At 54.8% G+C, this 19,707-nt stretch carries 21 protein-coding genes and 1 tRNA gene; 3 read left to right on the top strand and 19 right to left on the bottom strand.

What is annotated here, in order from left to right; translation table 11 throughout:
- The first annotated feature begins 353 nt into the window (after nt 1-353).
- Nucleotides 354-641 carry a hypothetical protein gene (locus AC3CCE_RS17015; RefSeq protein WP_352624497.1) on the top strand — a complete coding sequence of 96 codons (288 nt, stop codon included), beginning with the start codon at nt 354-356 and terminating at the stop codon, nt 639-641.
- An 845-nt stretch (nt 642-1,486) separates the two neighbouring features.
- A complete protein-coding gene (locus AC3CCE_RS17010; RefSeq protein ID WP_352624495.1) occupies nt 1,487-3,064 on the top strand; it encodes a vanadium-dependent haloperoxidase in 1,578 nt (525 codons plus the stop codon).
- Nucleotides 3,065-3,117: 53 nt separating this feature from the next.
- On the opposite strand, the gene AC3CCE_RS17005 is transcribed toward AC3CCE_RS17010, so the two are convergent.
- From AC3CCE_RS17005 to AC3CCE_RS16940, 14 genes are all read right to left on the bottom strand, one after another.
- The gene (locus tag AC3CCE_RS17005) at nt 3,118-3,687 is read right to left on the bottom strand and encodes a recombinase family protein (RefSeq protein ID WP_352624493.1); all 570 of its coding nucleotides are present in this window, start codon (nt 3,685-3,687) and stop codon (nt 3,118-3,120) included.
- A gap of 133 nt (nt 3,688-3,820) precedes the next feature.
- On the bottom strand, nt 3,821-4,453 hold the full coding sequence (locus AC3CCE_RS17000; protein ID WP_352624491.1) for a hypothetical protein: 633 nt from the start codon (nt 4,451-4,453) through the stop codon (nt 3,821-3,823).
- A 94-nt stretch (nt 4,454-4,547) separates the two neighbouring features.
- Nucleotides 4,548-4,943, bottom strand: coding sequence for a cysteine peptidase family C39 domain-containing protein (locus tag AC3CCE_RS16995; RefSeq protein WP_352624489.1), 396 nt, complete (start codon nt 4,941-4,943; stop codon nt 4,548-4,550).
- A 73-nt stretch (nt 4,944-5,016) separates the two neighbouring features.
- Nucleotides 5,017-5,928, bottom strand: coding sequence for a hypothetical protein (locus tag AC3CCE_RS16990; RefSeq protein WP_352624487.1), 912 nt, complete (start codon nt 5,926-5,928; stop codon nt 5,017-5,019).
- Nucleotides 5,929-5,973: 45 nt separating this feature from the next.
- On the bottom strand, nt 5,974-8,427 hold the full coding sequence (locus AC3CCE_RS16985) for an AAA family ATPase (RefSeq protein WP_352624485.1): 2,454 nt from the start codon (nt 8,425-8,427) through the stop codon (nt 5,974-5,976).
- A complete protein-coding gene (locus AC3CCE_RS16980) occupies nt 8,424-8,600 on the bottom strand; it encodes a hypothetical protein (RefSeq protein WP_352624483.1) in 177 nt (58 codons plus the stop codon). The genes AC3CCE_RS16985 and AC3CCE_RS16980 overlap by 4 nt, the downstream gene beginning before the upstream one ends.
- A 31-nt stretch (nt 8,601-8,631) precedes the next feature.
- Nucleotides 8,632-9,222 carry a hypothetical protein gene (locus tag AC3CCE_RS16975; RefSeq protein ID WP_352624481.1) on the bottom strand — a complete coding sequence of 197 codons (591 nt, stop codon included), beginning with the start codon at nt 9,220-9,222 and terminating at the stop codon, nt 8,632-8,634.
- Between the two features lie 37 nt (nt 9,223-9,259).
- Complete coding sequence (locus tag AC3CCE_RS16970) at nt 9,260-9,775, bottom strand: hypothetical protein (RefSeq protein ID WP_352624479.1); 516 nt, start codon at nt 9,773-9,775, stop codon at nt 9,260-9,262.
- A 3-nt stretch (nt 9,776-9,778) separates the two neighbouring features.
- Nucleotides 9,779-10,591, bottom strand: coding sequence for a hypothetical protein (locus AC3CCE_RS16965; protein WP_352624477.1), 813 nt, complete (start codon nt 10,589-10,591; stop codon nt 9,779-9,781).
- A gap of 15 nt (nt 10,592-10,606) precedes the next feature.
- The gene (gene hxsC, locus AC3CCE_RS16960) at nt 10,607-11,767 is read right to left on the bottom strand and encodes a His-Xaa-Ser system radical SAM maturase HxsC (RefSeq protein WP_352624475.1); all 1,161 of its coding nucleotides are present in this window, start codon (nt 11,765-11,767) and stop codon (nt 10,607-10,609) included.
- 1 nt (nt 11,768) lies between these two features.
- Nucleotides 11,769-13,226, bottom strand: a complete 1,458-nt coding sequence (gene hxsB / locus AC3CCE_RS16955; protein ID WP_352624473.1) for a His-Xaa-Ser system radical SAM maturase HxsB — start codon at nt 13,224-13,226, stop codon at nt 11,769-11,771.
- A complete protein-coding gene (gene hxsD / locus AC3CCE_RS16950; RefSeq protein WP_352624471.1) occupies nt 13,219-13,551 on the bottom strand; it encodes a His-Xaa-Ser system protein HxsD in 333 nt (110 codons plus the stop codon). Before hxsD ends, hxsB begins: the two co-directional genes overlap by 8 nt.
- On the bottom strand, nt 13,551-13,811 hold the full coding sequence (locus AC3CCE_RS16945) for a hypothetical protein (RefSeq protein WP_127218519.1): 261 nt from the start codon (nt 13,809-13,811) through the stop codon (nt 13,551-13,553). The genes hxsD and AC3CCE_RS16945 overlap by 1 nt, the downstream gene beginning before the upstream one ends.
- Nucleotides 13,812-13,965: 154 nt before the next feature.
- A complete protein-coding gene (locus AC3CCE_RS16940) occupies nt 13,966-15,630 on the bottom strand; it encodes a RecQ family ATP-dependent DNA helicase (RefSeq protein ID WP_352624468.1) in 1,665 nt (554 codons plus the stop codon).
- Between the two features lie 343 nt (nt 15,631-15,973).
- Between AC3CCE_RS16940 and AC3CCE_RS16935 the strand changes: the two genes are divergently transcribed.
- Nucleotides 15,974-16,294 (top strand): hypothetical protein, encoded by a 321-nt coding sequence (locus tag AC3CCE_RS16935; protein WP_352624466.1) that lies wholly within the window; start codon nt 15,974-15,976, stop codon nt 16,292-16,294.
- Between the two features lie 16 nt (nt 16,295-16,310).
- On the opposite strand, the gene AC3CCE_RS16930 is transcribed toward AC3CCE_RS16935, so the two are convergent.
- The 5 genes from AC3CCE_RS16930 to AC3CCE_RS16910 all read right to left on the bottom strand — a co-directional run bounded on the left by AC3CCE_RS16930 (nt 16,311) and on the right by AC3CCE_RS16910 (nt 19,461).
- The gene (locus tag AC3CCE_RS16930) at nt 16,311-16,823 is read right to left on the bottom strand and encodes a hypothetical protein (protein WP_352624464.1); all 513 of its coding nucleotides are present in this window, start codon (nt 16,821-16,823) and stop codon (nt 16,311-16,313) included.
- Between the two features lie 109 nt (nt 16,824-16,932).
- Entirely contained in the window at nt 16,933-17,805 is an 873-nt protein-coding gene (locus AC3CCE_RS16925) for a hypothetical protein (protein ID WP_352624462.1), read from the bottom strand.
- 161 nt (nt 17,806-17,966) lie between these two features.
- Nucleotides 17,967-18,641, bottom strand: coding sequence for a hypothetical protein (locus tag AC3CCE_RS16920; protein WP_352624460.1), 675 nt, complete (start codon nt 18,639-18,641; stop codon nt 17,967-17,969).
- Between the two features lie 68 nt (nt 18,642-18,709).
- The gene (locus AC3CCE_RS16915; protein WP_352624458.1) at nt 18,710-19,024 is read right to left on the bottom strand and encodes a helix-turn-helix transcriptional regulator; all 315 of its coding nucleotides are present in this window, start codon (nt 19,022-19,024) and stop codon (nt 18,710-18,712) included.
- A gap of 361 nt (nt 19,025-19,385) precedes the next feature.
- Nucleotides 19,386-19,461 (bottom strand) — tRNA-Val (locus AC3CCE_RS16910).
- Nucleotides 19,462-19,707: the final 246 nt, after the last annotated feature.

Below are 19,707 nucleotides of genomic sequence, written 5' to 3'. Positions count from 1 at the left end.
GCGGACAAAACGCGGGTGCGGATCGAAATGAATTCTCCAACTCTACCAGCTAGCATAAACGCGAAGAGTGTAGTCGTACTAGTAGACGGAGGGCCAGTGGCCCTCTGCGAAAAGCCGAACTATGGCAATCCTTGCATAAAAATTCTAAACAAGAAAATATTCTGTGAGCTGGATAACTGCTTTCGCGGCGCGGGAGATTGGCGAAACAGGATTCGATCTGTGAGGTTTGACTAGCTTAATTCAGTTTGAATCTGATTAACATCACTGAGCGCCTCCGAACTGATTGTACAACGTCGCCTTTCAACAGGTTTGTAGTCCATTATATCAGATTCTGTCTGTTTGGGGAGGATCCCATGAATCGCGGTTCGGCGCGTGTTCTGACAGTATTAATGTTGACCACCAGCTTTCCAGCATCGGCTGATCAGACCTTTAAAGTTTGCATGGGAGGCAACGGCTGCCCGTGGGCAGGCGATACATGGTTTCCATGCGGAACCTCGATCGACCAAATGGCCGTCAACGTTTGCACCATAACTGCCGACGGCAAGAAAACGGTTTCCCCCTATAGGGTAATCCAAAAGGAAATTATGAGCGGGGGAGCCTGTGGCTTCGGCCTCTGGGAAGTAACTTGCGTCGATAATTAGTGGGCAGGTTTCGCTCACATACGGATCTACAGGGAGCTTCGTAGTGGTCTGGGACGTTGACTGAGGAGAATTTTGAGATGTCGCCATCTGGTGTGCTTCGAATTGGGAGTCTGGCTGCTGTGAGTGCCGCCATGGTATTGAACCTCAACGCTACCGCATTTGCAGGCTGTTCAGGAGTAGCCTGCCAAGATCTGAGTATAAATCAACGAAACAACTGTATAATACTTGCCAACCGAAACGCTCAGCACAGAATTAGGGTCGAGACGTCCAGCGGGGCGCCGGTTTATGTGTATTATGTTTATGCGAATTCAGAGTTAGAGCCTAGAACAATCAACGGGTATTGCCACAGCAACTGGTATACGAACTGGACTGCCGTCTTCAGCGACTAGGACTGGTGAACAACTGCTACAGCGGGTGTGCCGCAGCGTTCGCCACCGAGGGTAAGCTGCCCTTGCGTCCGGGCAGGTTCTGGAGGCCTTAGCACGTTCGATCCCCTCGCGCTGCCGATCCGCGATGAAGCGGTGTTCCGTCTGAAAGGGCGGCCGCGCTTGGTCCGGCTATATCAATACGAGCTATGTTGCCTAGATGGCGTCTGGGGTCCAGAAATAGCTATCCCGCATCGTCCCGTGCGCGAGTACGTTTTGCAAACAATCTTCCGTCGCTTCATGGAACGTCGAATTGTAAGAACCGGCAGAGCGTCACCTTAGTTCGCCTATCGTTCTGCGTTACGGATCTTGCAGTTTCCATTCAGAAAACATCTGTCGACTCCACATTAGTAAAATGCAATTCTTTAGGAGAGATCGCAACCGGTAACTGTAGGCAGCGTCATTGGGGAGGAAATTATTATGAAGCGGCGTGATTTACTAAAGCTTGCTGGAGCAGCGCCAATTGCGATGGTTGGATCTGCAGGTTCGGCACTTTCCCAAGAATCAAGTGACGCTGAACCGAGCTATCCGCTAAGTGACAAGATTCGTGAAGAATTTGAGCGCCTTTTAAGTCTCCAAGAGGGCAAAGCAAATGTACTGGGTTTCCGCGAGTTACCACGGATAGCTGAAGGGCCAGTAGACCGATATCTGATGTGGAGCCTGCTGGCTCACGACGCCAGCGCGTTGGATCATGTTCCCACGTCAAAGGATATTCCCGAGGCCCCACAGCGCTTTGGATTTCAACTGGGACCGCACCGGTCTAGTCGCGCTATGGCGATAGTTCACATCGCTATGTTCGAGGCGATCAACGCGGTTACGAAGAAGCGAAAGAGTTACATTGGGCTGCCGCCAGCTGCTGGTGACGTATCCATCCAAGCGGCGGTAGCATGGGCAGCGCACGATGCTCTAGTCGCCCTGTATCCTTATCAGCAGCAACGAATCTCGGCATTGCTAAGCAGCGACCTCATCCGAATTCCAGAGATAAACGATCCAACCGACATCGCGAAATCGGACGCTTTAGCGAAAGCGTCAATGACCTTGGGCAAGGCAGCTGCGTCAACCATTGTCACCATGCGGGCAAACGATGGCTCTAACCACGTGGAGCCTGCGGTAGGCGTGGACCACCCGCTTGTAGGGGGCGCGGGTCACTGGGACATTGATCCGATATCCAAACTGTCGGTAGCCCTCGGAGCGCGGTGGGGCAGTGTACGCCCTTTCATATTGACGTCCGGTGACCAGTTTCGTCCCGCCGCCCCCCCCGCGCTGGATAGCCCTGAATATGCGGCCGCATATTCGGAAGTAAAACGAGTGGGTGGCGATCCTCGGAACAATACACCAACCGAGCGCATGGATTTTGAGACTTTTGAAGGCGTGTTCTGGGCTTTCGACGGTACACCGGGCTTATGCGCCCCGCCGCGCTTGTATAATAAGATTGCCCAAGACGTTGCGCTTCAGAAGCGTGTCACTGAGTTGGAAGAGGTGGCACGAATTCTTGCTATCGTGAACGTAGCGATGGCGGACGCTGGGATCGCCGCGTGGGACGCTAAGTGGCATTATGATTTTTGGCGGCCAGTAACGGGTATCAGGTGGCCAGACGATGGAAATCCTCAGACTGATCCAGACCCCGCGTTCTATCCTCTAGGCGCACCGGCGACGAACGGACGAGGACCTAATTTCACCCCTCCGTTTCCCGCCTACCCATCCGGCCACGCAGTTTTTGGCGGCGCCGTCTTTCAGGCGTTGCGAGCGCTCATACCAGCTGATGGCGATGAGAGTTTCACTTTCGTTTCTGATGAGTATAACGGTCAAAATCGCGGAATCTATGACAAGAAACCGCGCCCTCGACTTCCTCAATCGTTTGTTTCGTACTCGCACCCAGAGTACCTCAATGCTAGAAGCCGAATTTTCTTAGGAATCCACTGGCATTTTGATGCCAGTGTGGGCATTGAGGTTGGAAATAAAGTCGCAGACCACGTTTTGGCGAACCTTTATACCTGAGTGCCACTGCATAGCAGCGGATGGCATTGACCGTGCCGTCCGCCGACCGATGCCTACAGAACTGTCCGGTTCATGGCTCTATTTTCTTGCAGCACTCGATAGACTTGCATTCGTGAACAGCCTACGGATCGAGCAATCAGAGCGGCCCCGTTTCCTTCGGAGTGCAAAGCGGTTATCCGCTCGCGATCAATACGCCGCTTCCCACCATTATAGGCACCTTCGCGCCTAGCCTTGTCGATACCTTCGCGCTGTCGCTCCTTGATAAACCTCCGTTCCATCTGGGCGACCATCCCGAGGACCGTAAGGACGATGTGACCCATCTCGCCTCGGGTTGATACGTGCGGGTCCAGGACAGTCACGAACGCCCCTCGTTGTTCGCACTCGTGGATCAAGTTAAGGACATCGCGCGTGTCGCGGCCGAGCCGGTCCAACCGTGTCACGACCAGTTCATCGCCCGGCCGTAGAAAGTCGATGACGGTCGCCAGTTCGGCCCGGCCATCGCGGCTGGCCCCAGAGACCTTTTCCGATCGAATGATGCCGCAGCCTTCGGCTTTCAGTTTTGCGATCTGCGGGTCGAGATCTTGGTCGATGGTGCTGACGCGGGCGTAGCCAATCCGGCTCATGTGTGTCACCTCAAGGTTTAGGCCCGAGGCTACCTTGTCACAAATAGTCGGTGTCAACTCCTGTGTTACATCGATTGGCGAGAATGGTGTTACGTCACCTCAAGGCATACCCCAACGTTGCATCAATACCTGACTAGTTCCACGAAACGACGAATGGCTTTATGTACCGCGTTCTATCCATCTTTCCAAAAACCCGCAGATGCGCGCCATCACGGATTCGTCTTACGAGATGGCTTAGATGGTGCAACTTATTGTCCCTCATGCCAGAGATGTTCGAGAAGCTCATGCCCATTTTGAACGATTCCGACACGCTGTCGGTCAGTTGCAGAAAGTGCAATTCGTTTGCGGTTTCGACCCAGAAAGATGGCTCTGTGGGCTGAAAGCGCCCTTCGATAAGGCAGAATACGCTACCGTCTTTGCTGAGTGAGGAGTGCCATGCCTGATCAAGAGTTCCTTTGAGAGCCGAAAACCCTCCCAAATGCGCCAAGAGTTGGGCATATCGCGTCTCTCGGGTGGAAGAAAAATTCTGTACTGATTTATCGACTCCGCTACGTTTGAGACCAAACTCACTGTCGACCTCCAACGATGGACCTCCGAGCATCGAAAGGATTGAGCCTATGCCGAGCTTAGGTTTAACAGAACCAGACCCTTCGCGGCTGACTTCGTGCTCCTTGGAGAAATCTACCAGTCGCCCACTGTCAATTTGGTTCGACAAGGAGTCGATCCCGGGCTCGTCAAAATACAGTATCTCCTCTGGGAGGTTCATCCAACTTTCCCTTGCGAGCGGGTCTTGCGATCGGCGTGCATCGGCCGCCAGTTGATCTGTTGTTGCTTATTGAGATAGCGATAAACAAAAGCACTCAATTCACAATCCTTAGATAGTGGGTCACGATCGGGCGCTTGTATGGAACTTCAAGGGGATCCAACAGGACGTTGTTTTTTCCGTCCCAAACAAGCCAATGCCACCAACCGTCCGCCTTGACTTTTGTTGAGACGATTGCATCAAATTCCAACCCCATATTGGTGCTTGAGATCGGTTTGAAACCGACCGTGCGTCCTGCGGTTTTTATGCCAAACTTCGCAAGTGCTCTTCGGAGATCCCTCGTGCCGGTGTCTGAGCCCTTAGCTGACCCGAACAATACGGCCCGCGCAGCATCGTATGAGGAACTCGCGGGGCATCCTGCATAGCGTTGGATAAGCATCGCAACACAGGCAATACCGCAGTCGCTCTCTCCCCTTTGTCGAATGATCATCATGCAATATTCCCCCACTGTGTCTAACGTGCCTACCGCAACTCGGTGCTGTATGTGATCGAAGAATCTGACAGGGCTACTTCAATTCCGCCGCAAGCAAGGCGCAGGCAAGGTCCATTGCTTCATTTGCAGCCTCACTCAGCTGTCCACGACCGCGTCCGTCGTGAACCAGCGCACTGCGTTTCTGATACAAGGCATCGAAAGCTCTAGCGTGATCTTCGGATAGAAGGGTTCTAAACTTCGTCATATACGACTGGCGTAGTGATTGCTTCTTCTGAAAAGAGAGTGATTTCCTTATCGTCTCTTGAACATCAGCGTTAAGCGACAGGCCTGCCACAAACGCTTCGATTTGAGTGATTGCTGCTTGCAATTCCGCACCTACGTCGAACTGATCGCACAATGCCTCCACTGCGGAAACGCGCAGCACAAATTGGCCTTCCGCCTGCGGTACAAACAATGAGTCGTTCAGCAGCGCGGCGCAGTTCTGTTGGCGTTGGGTAAGCTGTTTTGTCGCATGGCCCCATTCTTCTAGACGTTGGACAAATGCGTCGGAGGCAATCGTGGACCTGCCGCGAGCTTCCATCCCGACGATAGTGACAGCATCCTTTTCGTAGACCATTAAGCCGTGGGTTTCCGTGCGTAGCTGCTTACCCGATTCCGCTTTTATGGCGGCGTGGACATGCTCGCTGAACTGAAGAGTCGGCCGACTGAAGCCAATATCAATTCCAAGCCGCGTAACAGCGCCAACAATTGACAGAACGTCACCGAGCTGCGTCCCTGCCTTGAACGCTTCGTCTTCGGTTTCGAACCCGTCCATTCTGATAACGATCCATTGCCCTGATGGATACGCATCTGGGCCGACATCGATGACTGCCGGTGGACAGCCGGGAATTGTAACGGTCAACGATGCACCCTCGGCAATCTGCAAGGGCGTTAAGATCTTGAAGCGACAACGAGCGCAATATGCCATGGGTCCCCGTATTTTCATGATTGGGTCCGAAAAGTTTTTTCAGTTTACGAAGGTCAGCACCGGTCACTTCGGCTTCGCCTTCAGGTTCAGGTTCACCGCGTAGCATTGGCAGCGTAAGGACTCCGGGCTGCCGCCGCGCGGTGTGACATAAAGCCAAGACTGGCAGTCCTTGCATCGCAGGCATTCAAGCAGCTCACTAAACGCCGCGACGACGGGCTCGAAGTCCTTTTTTCCGAAGTTGGCCCATTCGTTGTAGTGCACAGCCTTGTTAACGACCCATTGTTCGACGTTGCTCGCACCACTCGAGCCGGAAAGCGTTGTCTTGCGCTCTAGCGCGGCCTCCTTAGCAGCAGCGTTACCCCAGGACTGCGCTACATCCGCAGCCTTGCCATACAGGTCCTTGCTACGCGAGAGGACGCTGGGGAGCAGCTCGCCAAGCTCGTAGTTGCCGTCCGCTCTAAAGATCGGGCGCGCGCCAAGCTGATCCGCGAGCTGACGTGAGGCGTATTCGAGATGGTGACGCAGCCCATGGGCCGCCGTCTCCACCTTCCCCTTGGCGAGAGCTGCAGCGATCTCATCCCAGATATCTACGTTTGACTCCACCAAGGGACCTGTATCCACCGTCCAGCTATGAAACGCGAGCGAAGTCTTCGCGGTGACCAGCCCCGCCGATCTCATCTGTTCAGCCCAGAGGCGGTCGTGTGTCGTGATGATGAACTGCGTGTTGGGAAAATGCGTCTTCAGAAGCTTGCAGAACTCGCGGCGGTGACCGGAATCGACTGACATCACGACATCGTCGAGCAGCGCGATGGTGAAGTTCGTTTCGAAAAGGCGTTTCATTAGGGCGAGATAGAGGCACACACCCATGCCGTCCTGATGCCCTTCGCTGTGGTACGCACCGGGCGGAAAGAGACCGCGCTCATAGAAGTTCACATCGAAATCGAGGCGTCCTTCGCTTGGCGTCAGCTTGGCGGTGAACTTGGCCTCGTCGTCACCATTGATTAGCCGATAGAAAGTGCTGAAGTCCTCCTGGACGTCGTCATAGAGCGCGTTCAGTTCGCCTTCCATGACGCGGCAATAGGTATCGTAGGCGGCCTTGGCAGCATCGCTGGCGAGTTTCGCCCTCTCGTTGTTCCGCAGCGCGTCACGGTAGTCATTCAGGCGAAGCTGCGCAGTCGTAAGAAACGTCTGCGCTTCAACGGTCGCACTCTGATCGGGCCTAGCTTCGACCTTGGATTGCAGGGCGGAGAGGCCTGCGGGAAAATCTACAGGCATCCTGGGCCATCCATCGGTGAGGCGCTCTTTCATCCCCATCAGCCCATCGAAGGTTGAAAGCGGCCCTTTCAGCTCCCGCAGCTCCGTGCCCCACGCCGTAATCAGGTCAACGAAAGCTCCATCGTTCTCAGTTCTTGCGATGATTAGTGTTTGTCTGAGCAAACCTAGCAATCCGTCAACATGCCCGCCAAGCGCAGTCCCGCTTTTGATTAGAGAGGACTGAAGGTTCCCAGCGTCCTCAGATTTGGCGAGCTTTGCCTGCAGATGGCCCAGCAGATGGGCCTCATCGGGCCACACGTAGTCGCATAGTGGGCACTCGGGGCCATCGATCAGGTCAAGACCCTTCTCGACGAGGGACCGCCGCTGCAGCGCCTGCAGCAAGGCGGGATCATTCTCTAGCATTGCAATGCCAGACAGAATGGCACCCGCATCCCCTTCTCCGGCATTGGTAAGCGTGTTCAGCGCGTTCAACATGGCGTTGAGGTCGCGCAGCACGGATTGCTTGTTGAATTCGGGCAGCTTGTCCGCGTCCGACAATCCGGCGTCCAGCCGCGTCTCGGGTGTCAGCTTTTCGAGCTTCTGAAGGCCCAATGCTTCCCGCTTTGGATTTACAGCCGCCAAGAGCTCGGCAGGCCCGAATATCGCGATTTGCAGATGACGCTGCAGCATCTCCCGGCTGATTTTCACAAGATTTGAGGTGTTCTTGTGGCCTGTCTGGAGCTTGTTCTGGGCCGTGTTGAGTGCTGACCGCGTTTGTCCGATCTCTTCCAGCTTCAGGATCGCCTGAATTTCCTCTGAGCGCTTCGTCGGCTCGACTAAAATGAACCGCAGGATGTCACGTCGGGCGAGCGTGATCTCGGGGTGATCTGCAATCTCATCAAGGGCCGCTTTCACGTCGGCATCGGCAGGCACGATCTTCGGTTTGCCGGGCGCGGAAACTTTACGCGTGATCGTTGCTGATTTGCCAAGAGCGGGAATGAAGACCTTCAATTCAACGAAGGCGGCGTCCGGGAATTTTACCTTATCGACATGCGGGCCGTGCTCGGCAACTGACAGGCCCTTCGTGCCTCTGCCTGTGAGTCGACCGATCTCCCCAGTAAGCCCAAATTCAATCGCGTCGATAACGCCGCTTTTTCCCGTGCCATTCGGGCCGGAAATCGCGAAGGTTTCCTTCCTAAAGTCGATATCGAGCTTGCGGATTCCGCGCACTTCTTCGATGTGAGCGGTTTCGAGCTTGATCACTTCACGTCGCCGTCTGTAGGTGCCAAGAAGATTTTGACGAGGTCCTCAGCCTTCGGCTTTTTACCATTCGCCAACAATTTGCGGATTTGCTCGGTCTTGTCATTATCGACCTTCTGCCCCTCGGCAAGTGCCGCAACGAATTTGTGCGCAATGTTTTGCTGGAGCGTTGGCATCTGGCCTCTTTCTTGGTTCCGAAACTATCAGTCAGGCATTCTCGCGACGAAATTCCATCAGACCTTCTATTCGGAAATACCAGCCGTCTAGAAAACCATGCAGCATTCTCATGCCAAGCGATAAAACTTCAACGTTAATCAGCTTTAGCCCAGTCAAATGAGTGTTGCCTTTAAGGTCTTCGGGATATCGGAACACCTGCCCAGTCGGATCAATCTGCACAAAGTCAGCGATGATGTCACCTGCAATCCCGACCTCCAGCTTATCAATGACTCGGTCGTCCATTTTCTCGAATTCCTCGACAACCATCTTCCAGTATTCGTCAATGCTATGGTTTTTCTGGTAAGTGCGTTTCGACCCGTTGAACTTGTTAGCCGTCTGCACAAGCGCTTTCAGGTAGAGTTCGATCCCATGTCGAAACGAAAAGCAAATCGGATAAACCAAAAGATCAACGGTCCCGTTTCGTTCTTTAACAGCGAGCACAATTTCCTGTGCCCCGTCGAAGAAGCCCTGTCCGTAGTCGATCAAATCGTAGGGCCCCCCGTTTTCCCCTACACAAGCATTATATTCAGTGACTGGCCCGCCACGAAACAACGCGTTCGGCGTAAAGTTGTAGGTCGGCACCGTTTGCTCCCTTTATTCTGTTGATCCCGACTCGTACTTAGTCCAGCTTTTCGCGGCCGGTGAAGCCAATACGCGGCCGCTCTCGCGAAGCGTCCAAATCGACCGAGAATTCTGATCGAACTTCATCGAAGAGCACTTCAAAAACGCGGGTCAGATCAGGGCTCTCGACGCGAGGGAGGGCAATCGCCCGTTGGTCTTTGCCAGCTACAGTGATGATCACGTCTTGGCCACTAAGCCAAAACTCAACGCCAAAGATCACCCATGTTGCGCCTCTGCCAATCTTATTGGCCACTTCGACGTAGAAGCCCATGGTGACGGGTTCGAGGAAATTAGGGTTCTTGTGATAGAAACTGAAAATGTCGTCTTGGTATCGGGCATTGACGTTCACTTCGCCTTGCGGAGGCACCCCCTTGACCCGATGCTTCTCGCATCCGAGATAGTCGGGAAAGCCGTCAATGATGGCCTGCCCAAAGCGCCGGGACTCATTGATCAACAAGATTGTTGCTTCCCCATAGGAAGCCACAAGCTCTTGAAGTTCTTGGTACTTGCTCAAAGGCTAACTCCTGTGCCCACGTTTGCGATGTACGCCCTTTCCAGCAGCTTTTTTTTGCTCAGATTGTTGCTGACCAGAACTAGGCGGGCGTGGCGTAAGGACTGCTCCCAATGGCCATACTGCCGAGGAGGTCTTTCCGGGGGTCTTGAATTCGTTGATCCGCCATTTGAGCAGATCGGGTCTGCAAGCCTCGTGCATGGATTTCCTCTTTCGGTCAGCCCATAAGGTGGGGCGAGCAGGAAAATCACAACTGCCCTCTGCGTGATTCTCATAGAACAGGGGGCGGATCTGTTGGTCGGTCACCTTAGCGAACGTATCCCAACACAGAATAACGTCTGAGCGCCTCATTTTCCGATCTAGATAGTGGTAGTGCCAGCCGAAATGGTCATGGTGTTCGCGCTTCAGGGGATGGTCGTCACCTGACACGGTGATCAAATATGCGGCAAGATTCTCGTCGGAAACGTCGAATGGCGTATAAAGGATTGGTTCTAAAAACCCGAGGTGTATTGGTCTCTGTTCCAATCGAATCTCAATTGTACCAAGGTTCCAGAATTCTCCTTTCTGCAAGGGCGCGTACAGTGCGTCAAAATGCTCTTCCCGGCGAAGCCGATCGAGCGCATCAAGGAGTTCCAGCAGCTCGGATGCTAGACGGTGTAACCTGTGCTCTAAGACCCATTCCGGCGGATTCGGCCACTGAAGCGATTCCGCTTTCCACTCGAACGGGAGACGCAGGTCAAATTGTGTTAGCTCTCTGGATTTGGCCGTAAGGAGAAGCGCGATTTCATACGCGTCTTTTCTGATCGCGGTTTTATCCAAGGCTGCTCCGTGAATTCACTGGAAAGGCGAGATGTGGGAGCTCCGTGCAAGGCTGCTCGACGAAAAGAAGCCACCACAATCGTCCCGACGGGAGCATCGCGCGCACTCATCCACGTACTCATTCTTCCAATCACTGATCGAACGCTTCGCGTATCGATGGATGGAGCCATCAAGAAGACAGAGCTGGTGATTGTAGACTGAAACATTGATCCTAGCCGCAGCCAGATATTGCACAGCCGCCCGCAGCTCACTTCGATAGTCGTACGGGTCCATCCAGAGCTTATCCATATTTGCCCTTGTGAAGCCCGTGATCTCCAGCCCCATGAACGTCACGTGGTCTACGAAGGTGAGGTTTCTAAAAATGAAATCTGACAGGTCGGCGAGACCTTCATAGGTCTGCTTGTGAACGACAACTCGTATCTCAACCTCAGCCCCGACGGACTTCAGGTTCATGATTCCGCGGATTGTTTCGTCAAAAGCGCCCTTGGACTGAACCACGTAATCGTGAACTTCCGGGTCGGCGGAATAGATCGGTATGCCGACCGAAAGGCGGCGATGTCCAATTGCTTGATACCGCTCAGCAAACGCCTTGTCCTTAAACGTCCGACCATTGGAAAGAATATGAATTGGCGTCGTAGGAAGGTGGTCACGAGCCGAGGACAAAATGTCAAAAAAGTCCTCACCCCCCAGCGTTGGCTCACCGCCAGTGATCCCGAGAAACGGGGTCGTTGCGGGCAGCAATGGCAGCACATCCAAAATCTCCCGCGCCAACCAGCGATCGTCAACGTCTTTGGGTGGCTGGGAGCACATCAAGCACAGGTGGTTGCACCGCTCCGTTACGAGGAAATAGTTCGCGTTGGCATCCTTTCTGAACAGGACACGCACTGCCTTCCGATCCGGCACAAAGCGGATAACGTCTCCCCCACTGAGGTAGTCGAACTCGTGGGGCAGAACGACTAGTCGTCGGTCTGAAAACAATCGCTCAGCCTCCGGCCGATGCTCCTCAAAGGTGACAACCCACTGGCATTCAGGATGAAACGCCTTCCCCTTGAAAAGATACGCATCATGCTCCGGGTTAGGCGCTTGATCAGCTTGGCCCGTCACGAGCCTAAGTGCCACTCGCTGTGAGAAATCACCGACGCTTGCTGACGCAGCGAAGCCACTCAGTCGCAACATCCTAATTCGCCCAACTTAGAAAGAGTTCTCGGGCGGTAACGTCCCTCTCCATAAGGTCGATCAGCCTCTTGAAGATCGACATGTTGCGATTGCAGAATCCCGACCGCGTTTTGAGGCCAACAAAGTCGCCCTGCGTTGCAGTGTGGAATACGGGATCAGACCCACAAAAAGGCTCGTAGGCGCATTCGGCGCACATCGGAGCTGACCCGGCAAAGGACTGCTCAATAGGATCGATGAGAGCATCAGACCCGAAAATCTCCGCGTACGTGTTTTCGCGGACGTTCCCGAGCAGAAATGTCTTGTCGCCCATCTCAGCCAACATGCGCGCTTCGTCGGATGCGTAGACGCTGGCGTCATAGTTATAGACAACGGCAGAGATACCGATGCCTGCCGGGCTCATGAGGTCCACATATCCCGGCTCGAAAGGCGTGAGCATCTTTGTAAGGATGGTGGCCGCGTAAAACTCCTTGAAGGGAATGCCTTTCCGATTCAGTTCGAGGATGTAGTTCAGCCCGTCGAAATAGAAGTCGAGCCAGCGGTCCACATCGTAGGCGGCGTATGATTTTGTCTTGACCGCGAAGCCGTAAGGGGAAAGCGGCCGAAGGAATATTCCGGGGAAATCTAGCCGCACGTATTCGTCAATGATCTCGCGCACTAGTGGAAGGCTGGCTTTGGTCGTCGTCATAAGTGCGCTGACGCGTTCATGGCCGAGAGCCAGTCTGGATTTGTGGATACCTGCCACAGCCAACTCATAGCTGTTCTTTCCCGGGCGCGGTCGATTGGCATTGTGAAGGGTGGCCGGACCATCAAGCGACGTAGAAATTAGGACGCTGTGCTCGCGGCAAAACTCCAAGATTTCGTCGGTAACGACAGCGAGATTCGTCGTGATAACGAATTGCAGCTTCCGCCCGGCGACCTTGTTGAGCGCTTCAGCCCGATGCACGACGTGTTGGATCAACGGGAAATTCAGAAGCGGCTCGCCGCCTTGGAACTCGACCTTGATAGCCGGACTTGGAGACTGGAAAATGAGCGCCAACGCCTTCTCGGCAGTCTCCTCTGACATATCGAAGGCTGAACGATCTTCGCTTTGACGAGATACCTGACAGTAGGGGCAGGAGTGCTCGCAACGCAGCGATATGACCATAATGTGCAGCGAGGTGAAGTTCTCAAGCCTCTTTGCCTTTGTCCGAACCTTAAGCGCCAGCAGCTCCTTGCCGATATTGGAGGATGCATCAAAGAGGAACTGCCTGCTGCGCAGGCGGGAGTAGGCAGCGTGTGTGCTGGGAAGCTCGTGCTTGACAAACGAAGCCAGCACGGCGCGCGGCAATACCAGATATTCGCCCGCTTGGTTGGTCAGCACATACCGCTCGTTGTCCAACTGGGAAAAACGGAAGTACGCGAGCTGATATGTGTCGTCCAACGGTCGTTGGAAGTCAGTTGCCGGAGCAAACTTAGTCATCGGACTGTAGGCCCGATCTGGAAAACGCCAGCGCCAGTATCGCGTTTCTAACCGTGGCGGTTTCGGCGGCGATGCTGCTACGCAGGTCCTGATCCAAGACCTCTAGCCGCAGCCCTTCTACCGCTGCGTCGGCCGAAGTTCGCGCGGCCGCCTTGCTGAAGTTGATCGTGCATACTGCGAAGCCGCCTTCGATCGTGATCTCAACCGCAGCGTTGCCGGTTACCCGATACGCTGCGCGCTTCACACAGTCGAGGCTGAAGACTGACAGATCAAACTTGACTTGGGCAGTCTGGACGAGCTCGCTGTCGCGAGGGGTGTCCGACATCAACAATAGCTGTAGCCAGAGCAGTGAGACCCGTGACTAGCATGGCTCGAATGGCTGGTGTGGTACGCCATGATAACGTCGGTACCATTTGAGCGATCGAGCACCTCACCGTAGCCGAGGTCCGCCGGAACAGTGCCAGCTTCAGCGAGCTTGGCCGAAGGCTGATTTGCCGATTCGACAAGGACTGCAGCCTGAACTTGGCCGCCGAGAATCATCGTGGCCGACAAGGCCATTGGTGACAGGAAATTGCGCTTCGACATTATCCAAACCCCCGTTTGTACGGACTCATTAGCAAAACGGGCCAAGCCGGGCAAGTACCGATTGTGGAGAAGTGCTTAAGAGATCACTAAATGTTTGGACCAAATACTGTATTGTGGTGATGACGGGGTTCCGTCTTCTGAGCACAATCGATTGTCATTTTCGCCCTAAACGCGGGAATTCACCGCCCATGACCCGCGCAACATAAGCTATCGCGCCGTGCTTTTTGATTGTTGCGGAGTCGCAGCTATCGCAGCAAGCGGTGTGGTAGGTTGTCGGCGCACGGGTCCCAAAAACCCATTCCAGGATCCGCTCTGCAAGGCTCAGTCTGTGCCGTCCCTCGCTGTCGCCGAAATAGTTGCGGATCGAATTACGAAAACAAGAAGTCGAGCGGAGCATCCCAGCCACTTGATCGATGTTCCGGGTCCTCTGCTCCAGGATGACTGCTCTTTGCTGTTCATCTCCCGTTGCATTCGAGACAGTCATCTCGGCCATGAATTTGAGGCGTCCCGTATCACCTCGGCCCTTACCGTCGTGGAACATGACCGAGACCGACGGCTTCCCATCTCTTCCAGCGCGGCCAAACTCCTGCAACAGGTCTTCAACAGATGCTGATTGTTGCCAATGCACCACCAGCCGCACGTTAGGAACGTCGAGGCCCATGCCAAAGGCGTTGGTGCAGACAATCTGATCGACCACTGGGCGGCTCTGCCCCAAGAAGCGCTTGACGAGTTCCTGCCGCTCCCATGCGGTTCCCAGCTTGGAATGATAGAATGGGATGTCCAACCCCATCGCCGACATAGCAGTCCGCAGTTCGTCACCCACTTTTACCGTAGGGACGAAAATCATCGCCTTTTGCCCCTTCAACTGGGGCAGCGCCAGCATGGATGCTATTTCCTGCGCCCGCTGTTCAGATCGACAATGCCGTCGCAACATCGCAATGTTCGGCCTATCCACGTCGCGGACGAACACCTTTGCATCCGGGATGCCAAGCGAGGCGAGAATCCGGTCCTGCATTTCCTTTCCAGCGGTAGCTGTGAAAGCCAAGACTGGGGGAGCACCGAGCTTTTCCCGAACCTCGCGTAAGCGGCCGTACTCGGGGCGAAAGTCCTCACCCCAGCGGTCAACGCAATGGGCCTCGTCTATGATCAGAAATGACGGCTCGCTGCGCTTGAGTTGGCTGCGCTCCGCATCGCTGCGAACGAAGAAGCGCTCCGGCGCTATGTAGAGGAGCTTTATGGCCTTGAGGCCAAGCAGAGAAAAGCGGGTCTCTTTCTCTTCGCGGCTGAGATCACTGTTGATGAACGTTGCCGGTATTTTCTTGGCTAGAAGGTCGGACACCTGTTCGGACATCAGCGCCTTCAAGGGGGAAACAACAAGGGCGACGCCACGTCTGAGCACCGCGGGAAGCTGAAAGCATAGGGTTTTGCCGGAGCCTGTAGGACTGACGACTAACACGGATTTTCCCGAAAGCGCTGCCAATATGATTGGCAACTGACCGTTACGAAATCGCTGCAGCCCAAACAGGCGTAGAGCAGGTCCGAAGTTGCCCGCCGCTTCGGTCACCACCCCTTCACGGTCCAGCCATTTTGCAAGGCGCACAGCCCATCTCTCCATCACCCGTCTCGCCAGACCACCGGCCAAGTTGGGATGATGGCGCGCGTGACAGCCGTCGCAGAGGGTGACCAAGTTCGACATTTCGTCGGTCCCGCCCATCGAGCGGGGGAGCAAATGGTGGACGTCCGCATCCACCGACTTGAGCCTGATGCCGCAAGACACACAGCAATAGCCGTCGCGCTGCAAAACCTGCGGCCGGATCATGGACCAGCTATTGGATGGCACGTTCAGATCAAATGCCCAATCTAGTCAGCAGTTGGCAGGTAGTCCCACAAAGGCATCGAATGTCTACGCGGAATAGTGCGAGGTCTCAGTTAAAACCGGGTGTAGGAAAACTGTTGACAGGTTTGGCGGCCGGAGGCATTGCCGCGTCGTTGAGGGGATTTGGGCAGCATGATGAAACTGATTTGAGCGTTGTTAGCAGCCATTTTACTCGCCGTCTCACCGGCAGCGGCAGAACCTAAATTCGGCGACTATCCAACGAAAATGTATCTCAAGGGAAAGCCGAGGCTGTGTCGCCCAATCCAAAACCAGGATTCGGAACGGCATGAAGTCCGGCGCAAATTACGGCGGCCACTTCTCGATCGAAATCGGCTGCGGCACGTCATGCATTTTCGCGTTTCTGATCGATGGTCGCGATGGGAGAGTGGTCGATTTCCCGCTGGGCGGCGGAGACAACTACCAGCTTCAACTCCACTATGGCATCGACAGCACTCTCCTGCAGGCTGACTGGATGGACACCAGCAACGACAAATACGACACCTGCGTTCGGCGCTTCTACGATGTCGGATCGGGGAATCTGACGAAGGTCTCCGAGACCACGAGGCTTGGTTCGGTAGAACGAGAGGCCTGTCGCGGCTGCCAATGATGGATGGCAGGGAACGCTATTTCGCCCGCATTGCTAGAGCCTTGCTAACTTGCTTGAACATTCTCTTTTGCCACGCTTCGCGCCTCCACGGTGGCACGATACGCTTCTCGCTGCCGGGTAGCTTGATTTCACGCCAGTTGTGGATTGTTTCGCCACTCAGGACATCGACACACGCGATCACCGCATCAGCAGGCACCACTCCCAGCACAATGTACCAAGTGTCCCAAGCCGAAGCAGTGTCCTGAAGGCCAGATATGGTCTGCGGGGTGACGTACTGTTTCGACCAGTCGGTCCATTTGTGAAAGGTCGGCAGGCCAACTGGAAGTTCGACGGTGAGCCTATATCGGCGCTTGTCATATTGCTTGCCAAGCCCATGATTGTCCGAGAGGGGCGAACTGGTAAGCCAAACTCCGACTAGTCCGCGCATCTTTACGATATTAGTCGGCACGTCACCCACCGTAAGCCCATGACGGCCGATGCCTAAGAGGCTTTCGGCGCTGGTGAAGTGATAGAAGATCAAGTTCTGCATGATGTTGCCCCGACGTGTGCGATAACATCGGACCTTTCTCTGTGGCCAGCGCAAGCTGCTAAGAGGACCCTGCCGCGCCTGCGAGACAGCTGGGTCAGTCGGATAGGAACTATCCCCAGGAAACCCACCGAACTAAGGCACGAAGCCGCTCGGCATCCTGCTGCCCGATGGTTGAAATGGATTTAGCGATAGTCCGCTCCAAAACCTCACGACCGCCTAGACCAGCGACACACAGCTTGTCGATCTCCGCACCATGCATGAACCGGCAGACCGCGGCCGCCTCGCCTGAACGATGCCAATCTTTCTTTTGTTGGTATTCCCCGGTTGGCCGCTTGTTAGAATCTTTTATAGCGTAAACTCGGTAGGTCTTGAGAGGGGCTTTCAGCATGTAGATAAGGCTCTGACGAAGGCCCTTCCAGCTACTACGAACACGGAAATGCGCTGCCTCTCGATTTGGCAAGAGCGATTCGTACCGAGCATTCACGGTGTTCTTCAACGCCTTCATTTTTTCACGGCTTGCGCCCCACACAATGGCGTGGATATGCCACGATACAACCTTCTCACGCCCTCTAGGGGTGTTGGCATACGGCGCAGCATCGACGACGCCAAAGTAGCAAAGTCCCTTAAGCTCCTCCTCGGCCCATTTTTGTAGGACCGACCAATCATACGTTTCTGCGTCGGCAGCGGTGGTTACGAAATCGATCGGGGATAGCGTAAGGAAGAAGGCTGGGCTTTGAGGAGTTGGCGTAGCTGTGGCCTTCATGATCTTCCGGGCTGCCCGGCAGAATTCGATTCTGGCCCTCGCATTTGTCGCTTTAAGCGACAGTGATGAGCGATCTTGAAAGTTCTCCCTGACGGCTTCGCTTAAAGCGAACTTGCCCTCGCGCCCTCGCTTTCCGAGCGCATATCTCTTCACTTTTTCGTCAAATTGTTGATGGGAGGATACGAACGTCTTCCACTTTATAATGGGCTCTGAAGCCATGATAAATCTCGTGATGTGTGGGGTGATGTCGAGTGCACGGGCGGCGTCAGAGACGTGTTTCGTGCACTCGACGGTCGACGTAGTGTGTGCGGGATATCAGCGCCTAGTTCGCGTTGGCACGTTGGTGGGCGCTGGCACGTTTTTTGGTGCTACAACGGGCATCAAGGCTTCCGCCATGGAAGAGTATCGCTCTTCCCCACATGATCGATCTCGAATTTGGACGGGTCTTCGTCCGAACGCCGAATGTAGATCCAGGTGAATAGCGGGGCCTTGATCATGTTGATCGCTGCGAGATGTTCCTTGCTCGCCAAAATCTGGAATGTCGAAGGCGGGGCCACCCCGTGGTCATCAGGCATCGTGTCTGGCTTGGGATTCCGCCGGATAGATGACTTCTCGCCCGCAGCTGCCAACCTTGTTCGCCTTGCCTTGTAAGCTTTCTCGATGCCCCCTTGCCGCTTCAGCCAATCGGATATTTCGACAGGCGAGACTTCGGCCTCCCAAGCATCCAACAGCGCGAACTTGAGTTTCGATGCCTTTTTCTGCCCAACCGTGGAATCCAGGCCGCAAGAAATACGGAAGACAAACTCGATGGCCCTCGCGGAATCTTCCAGCTTTGGCTTGCTCGGCTTGTCGTTCCATTCGAGCCGCTGACAGAAATCGCGCCAAAGGTCGGGCACTGCCTGCAACATGCGAGCAAGATAGTAGCCACAGGCAATGGCCTTGCGATGCTCGCGGCGATGTTGCCTTCCAAGTGCACCCAAATTGCGCCCCAGATCGTCTATTGCGCCGTTCAAGCCGCCTTGCTGGAGGAGTTCGTCGATCGGAGGGAACCGCATGGGTTCGACTCTTTGAACGGCCCTCCTGCGCCTCCGATGCTTCACCTTTCTTTTTAGGGAATTGCCCATTACGCCCTCCCGGCAGAAGTGCTGGGCCTCGAGCGAGTAGCAACGAACGATTTCAGCTCACTGAAGTCATAGACCACGCAGCTGCCGATCTTCGTGAAAACCGGCCCGTCGCCCTTTACGCGCCAATTGGCGAGCGTCTTGACGCTCACTTTGAGAAACCGCGCCGTCTGCGATGTGGTTAGAAGCTCCCCATCACGAAAGCCTCTCCTTCGCTTCTTCCGACGTGCGAGCTCATCAGGAAGGGGGAGGAGTCCCTTCTTTGCAAAAAACAGATAGAGATTGACGAATGTTTGTTCAGTGTTTCGCTGCCTCATGACTGCCCTCTAAAATCCGGACAGCGATGGGATGGCGACATGCAATCCGACCGCCGTCCATGTTGATATGGATGGCTGATCAGAGCGAAGCGCCTAAGCGATAGGGTTAGTCCAAATTCCCAGATCTCGGATGACCAAGATCGCCCTCTGATTGAGATGGCTTGGGCCATTGGACCGGCCGCCATTCTTTTTGTTGTTCTTTGAATTAGGGTATGAAGATCGCCGTTACAAGGCCCGGAGTACCCGGCGAGCTATTTTGTTCCCACGTGACCAGCCATCTGTTGCTACTTTGTAGCTAGGCAGCAAGTGACGCGGCGATCGCAAAGAAGCAAAAAACAATAATTACCTTGCCTAATCAAAGTGGTGGGCGATGACGGGCTCGAACCGCCGACATCTTCGGTGTAAACGAAGCGCTCTACCAACTGAGCTAATCGCCCGCTCCGGCCGGACCTTTAAGCGGTCGCGACCGGCTTCGCAAGGCCAAATGAACAGCTGCGAGCTTAGCCGCACAGTGGTTTTCGCGGGCAAAGTGCCGCCCGTCAAAAAACCTTCTCCTGTTTGCGTTTATGCTGTCCAGCTGCGCTTGACACCCGGTGGCGAACCCCTTATCCACCGCCCCAACGACGAACACGGCTGACACGTGCTCGTCCAATGCGCGGGTGTAGCTCAGTTGGTTAGAGTGC

It is taken from the genome of Mesorhizobium sp. P160187 (assembly GCF_057766425.1).
Note: the sequence above shows the minus strand (reverse complement) of the source record. Positions and strands in the feature narration are given on the sequence as shown.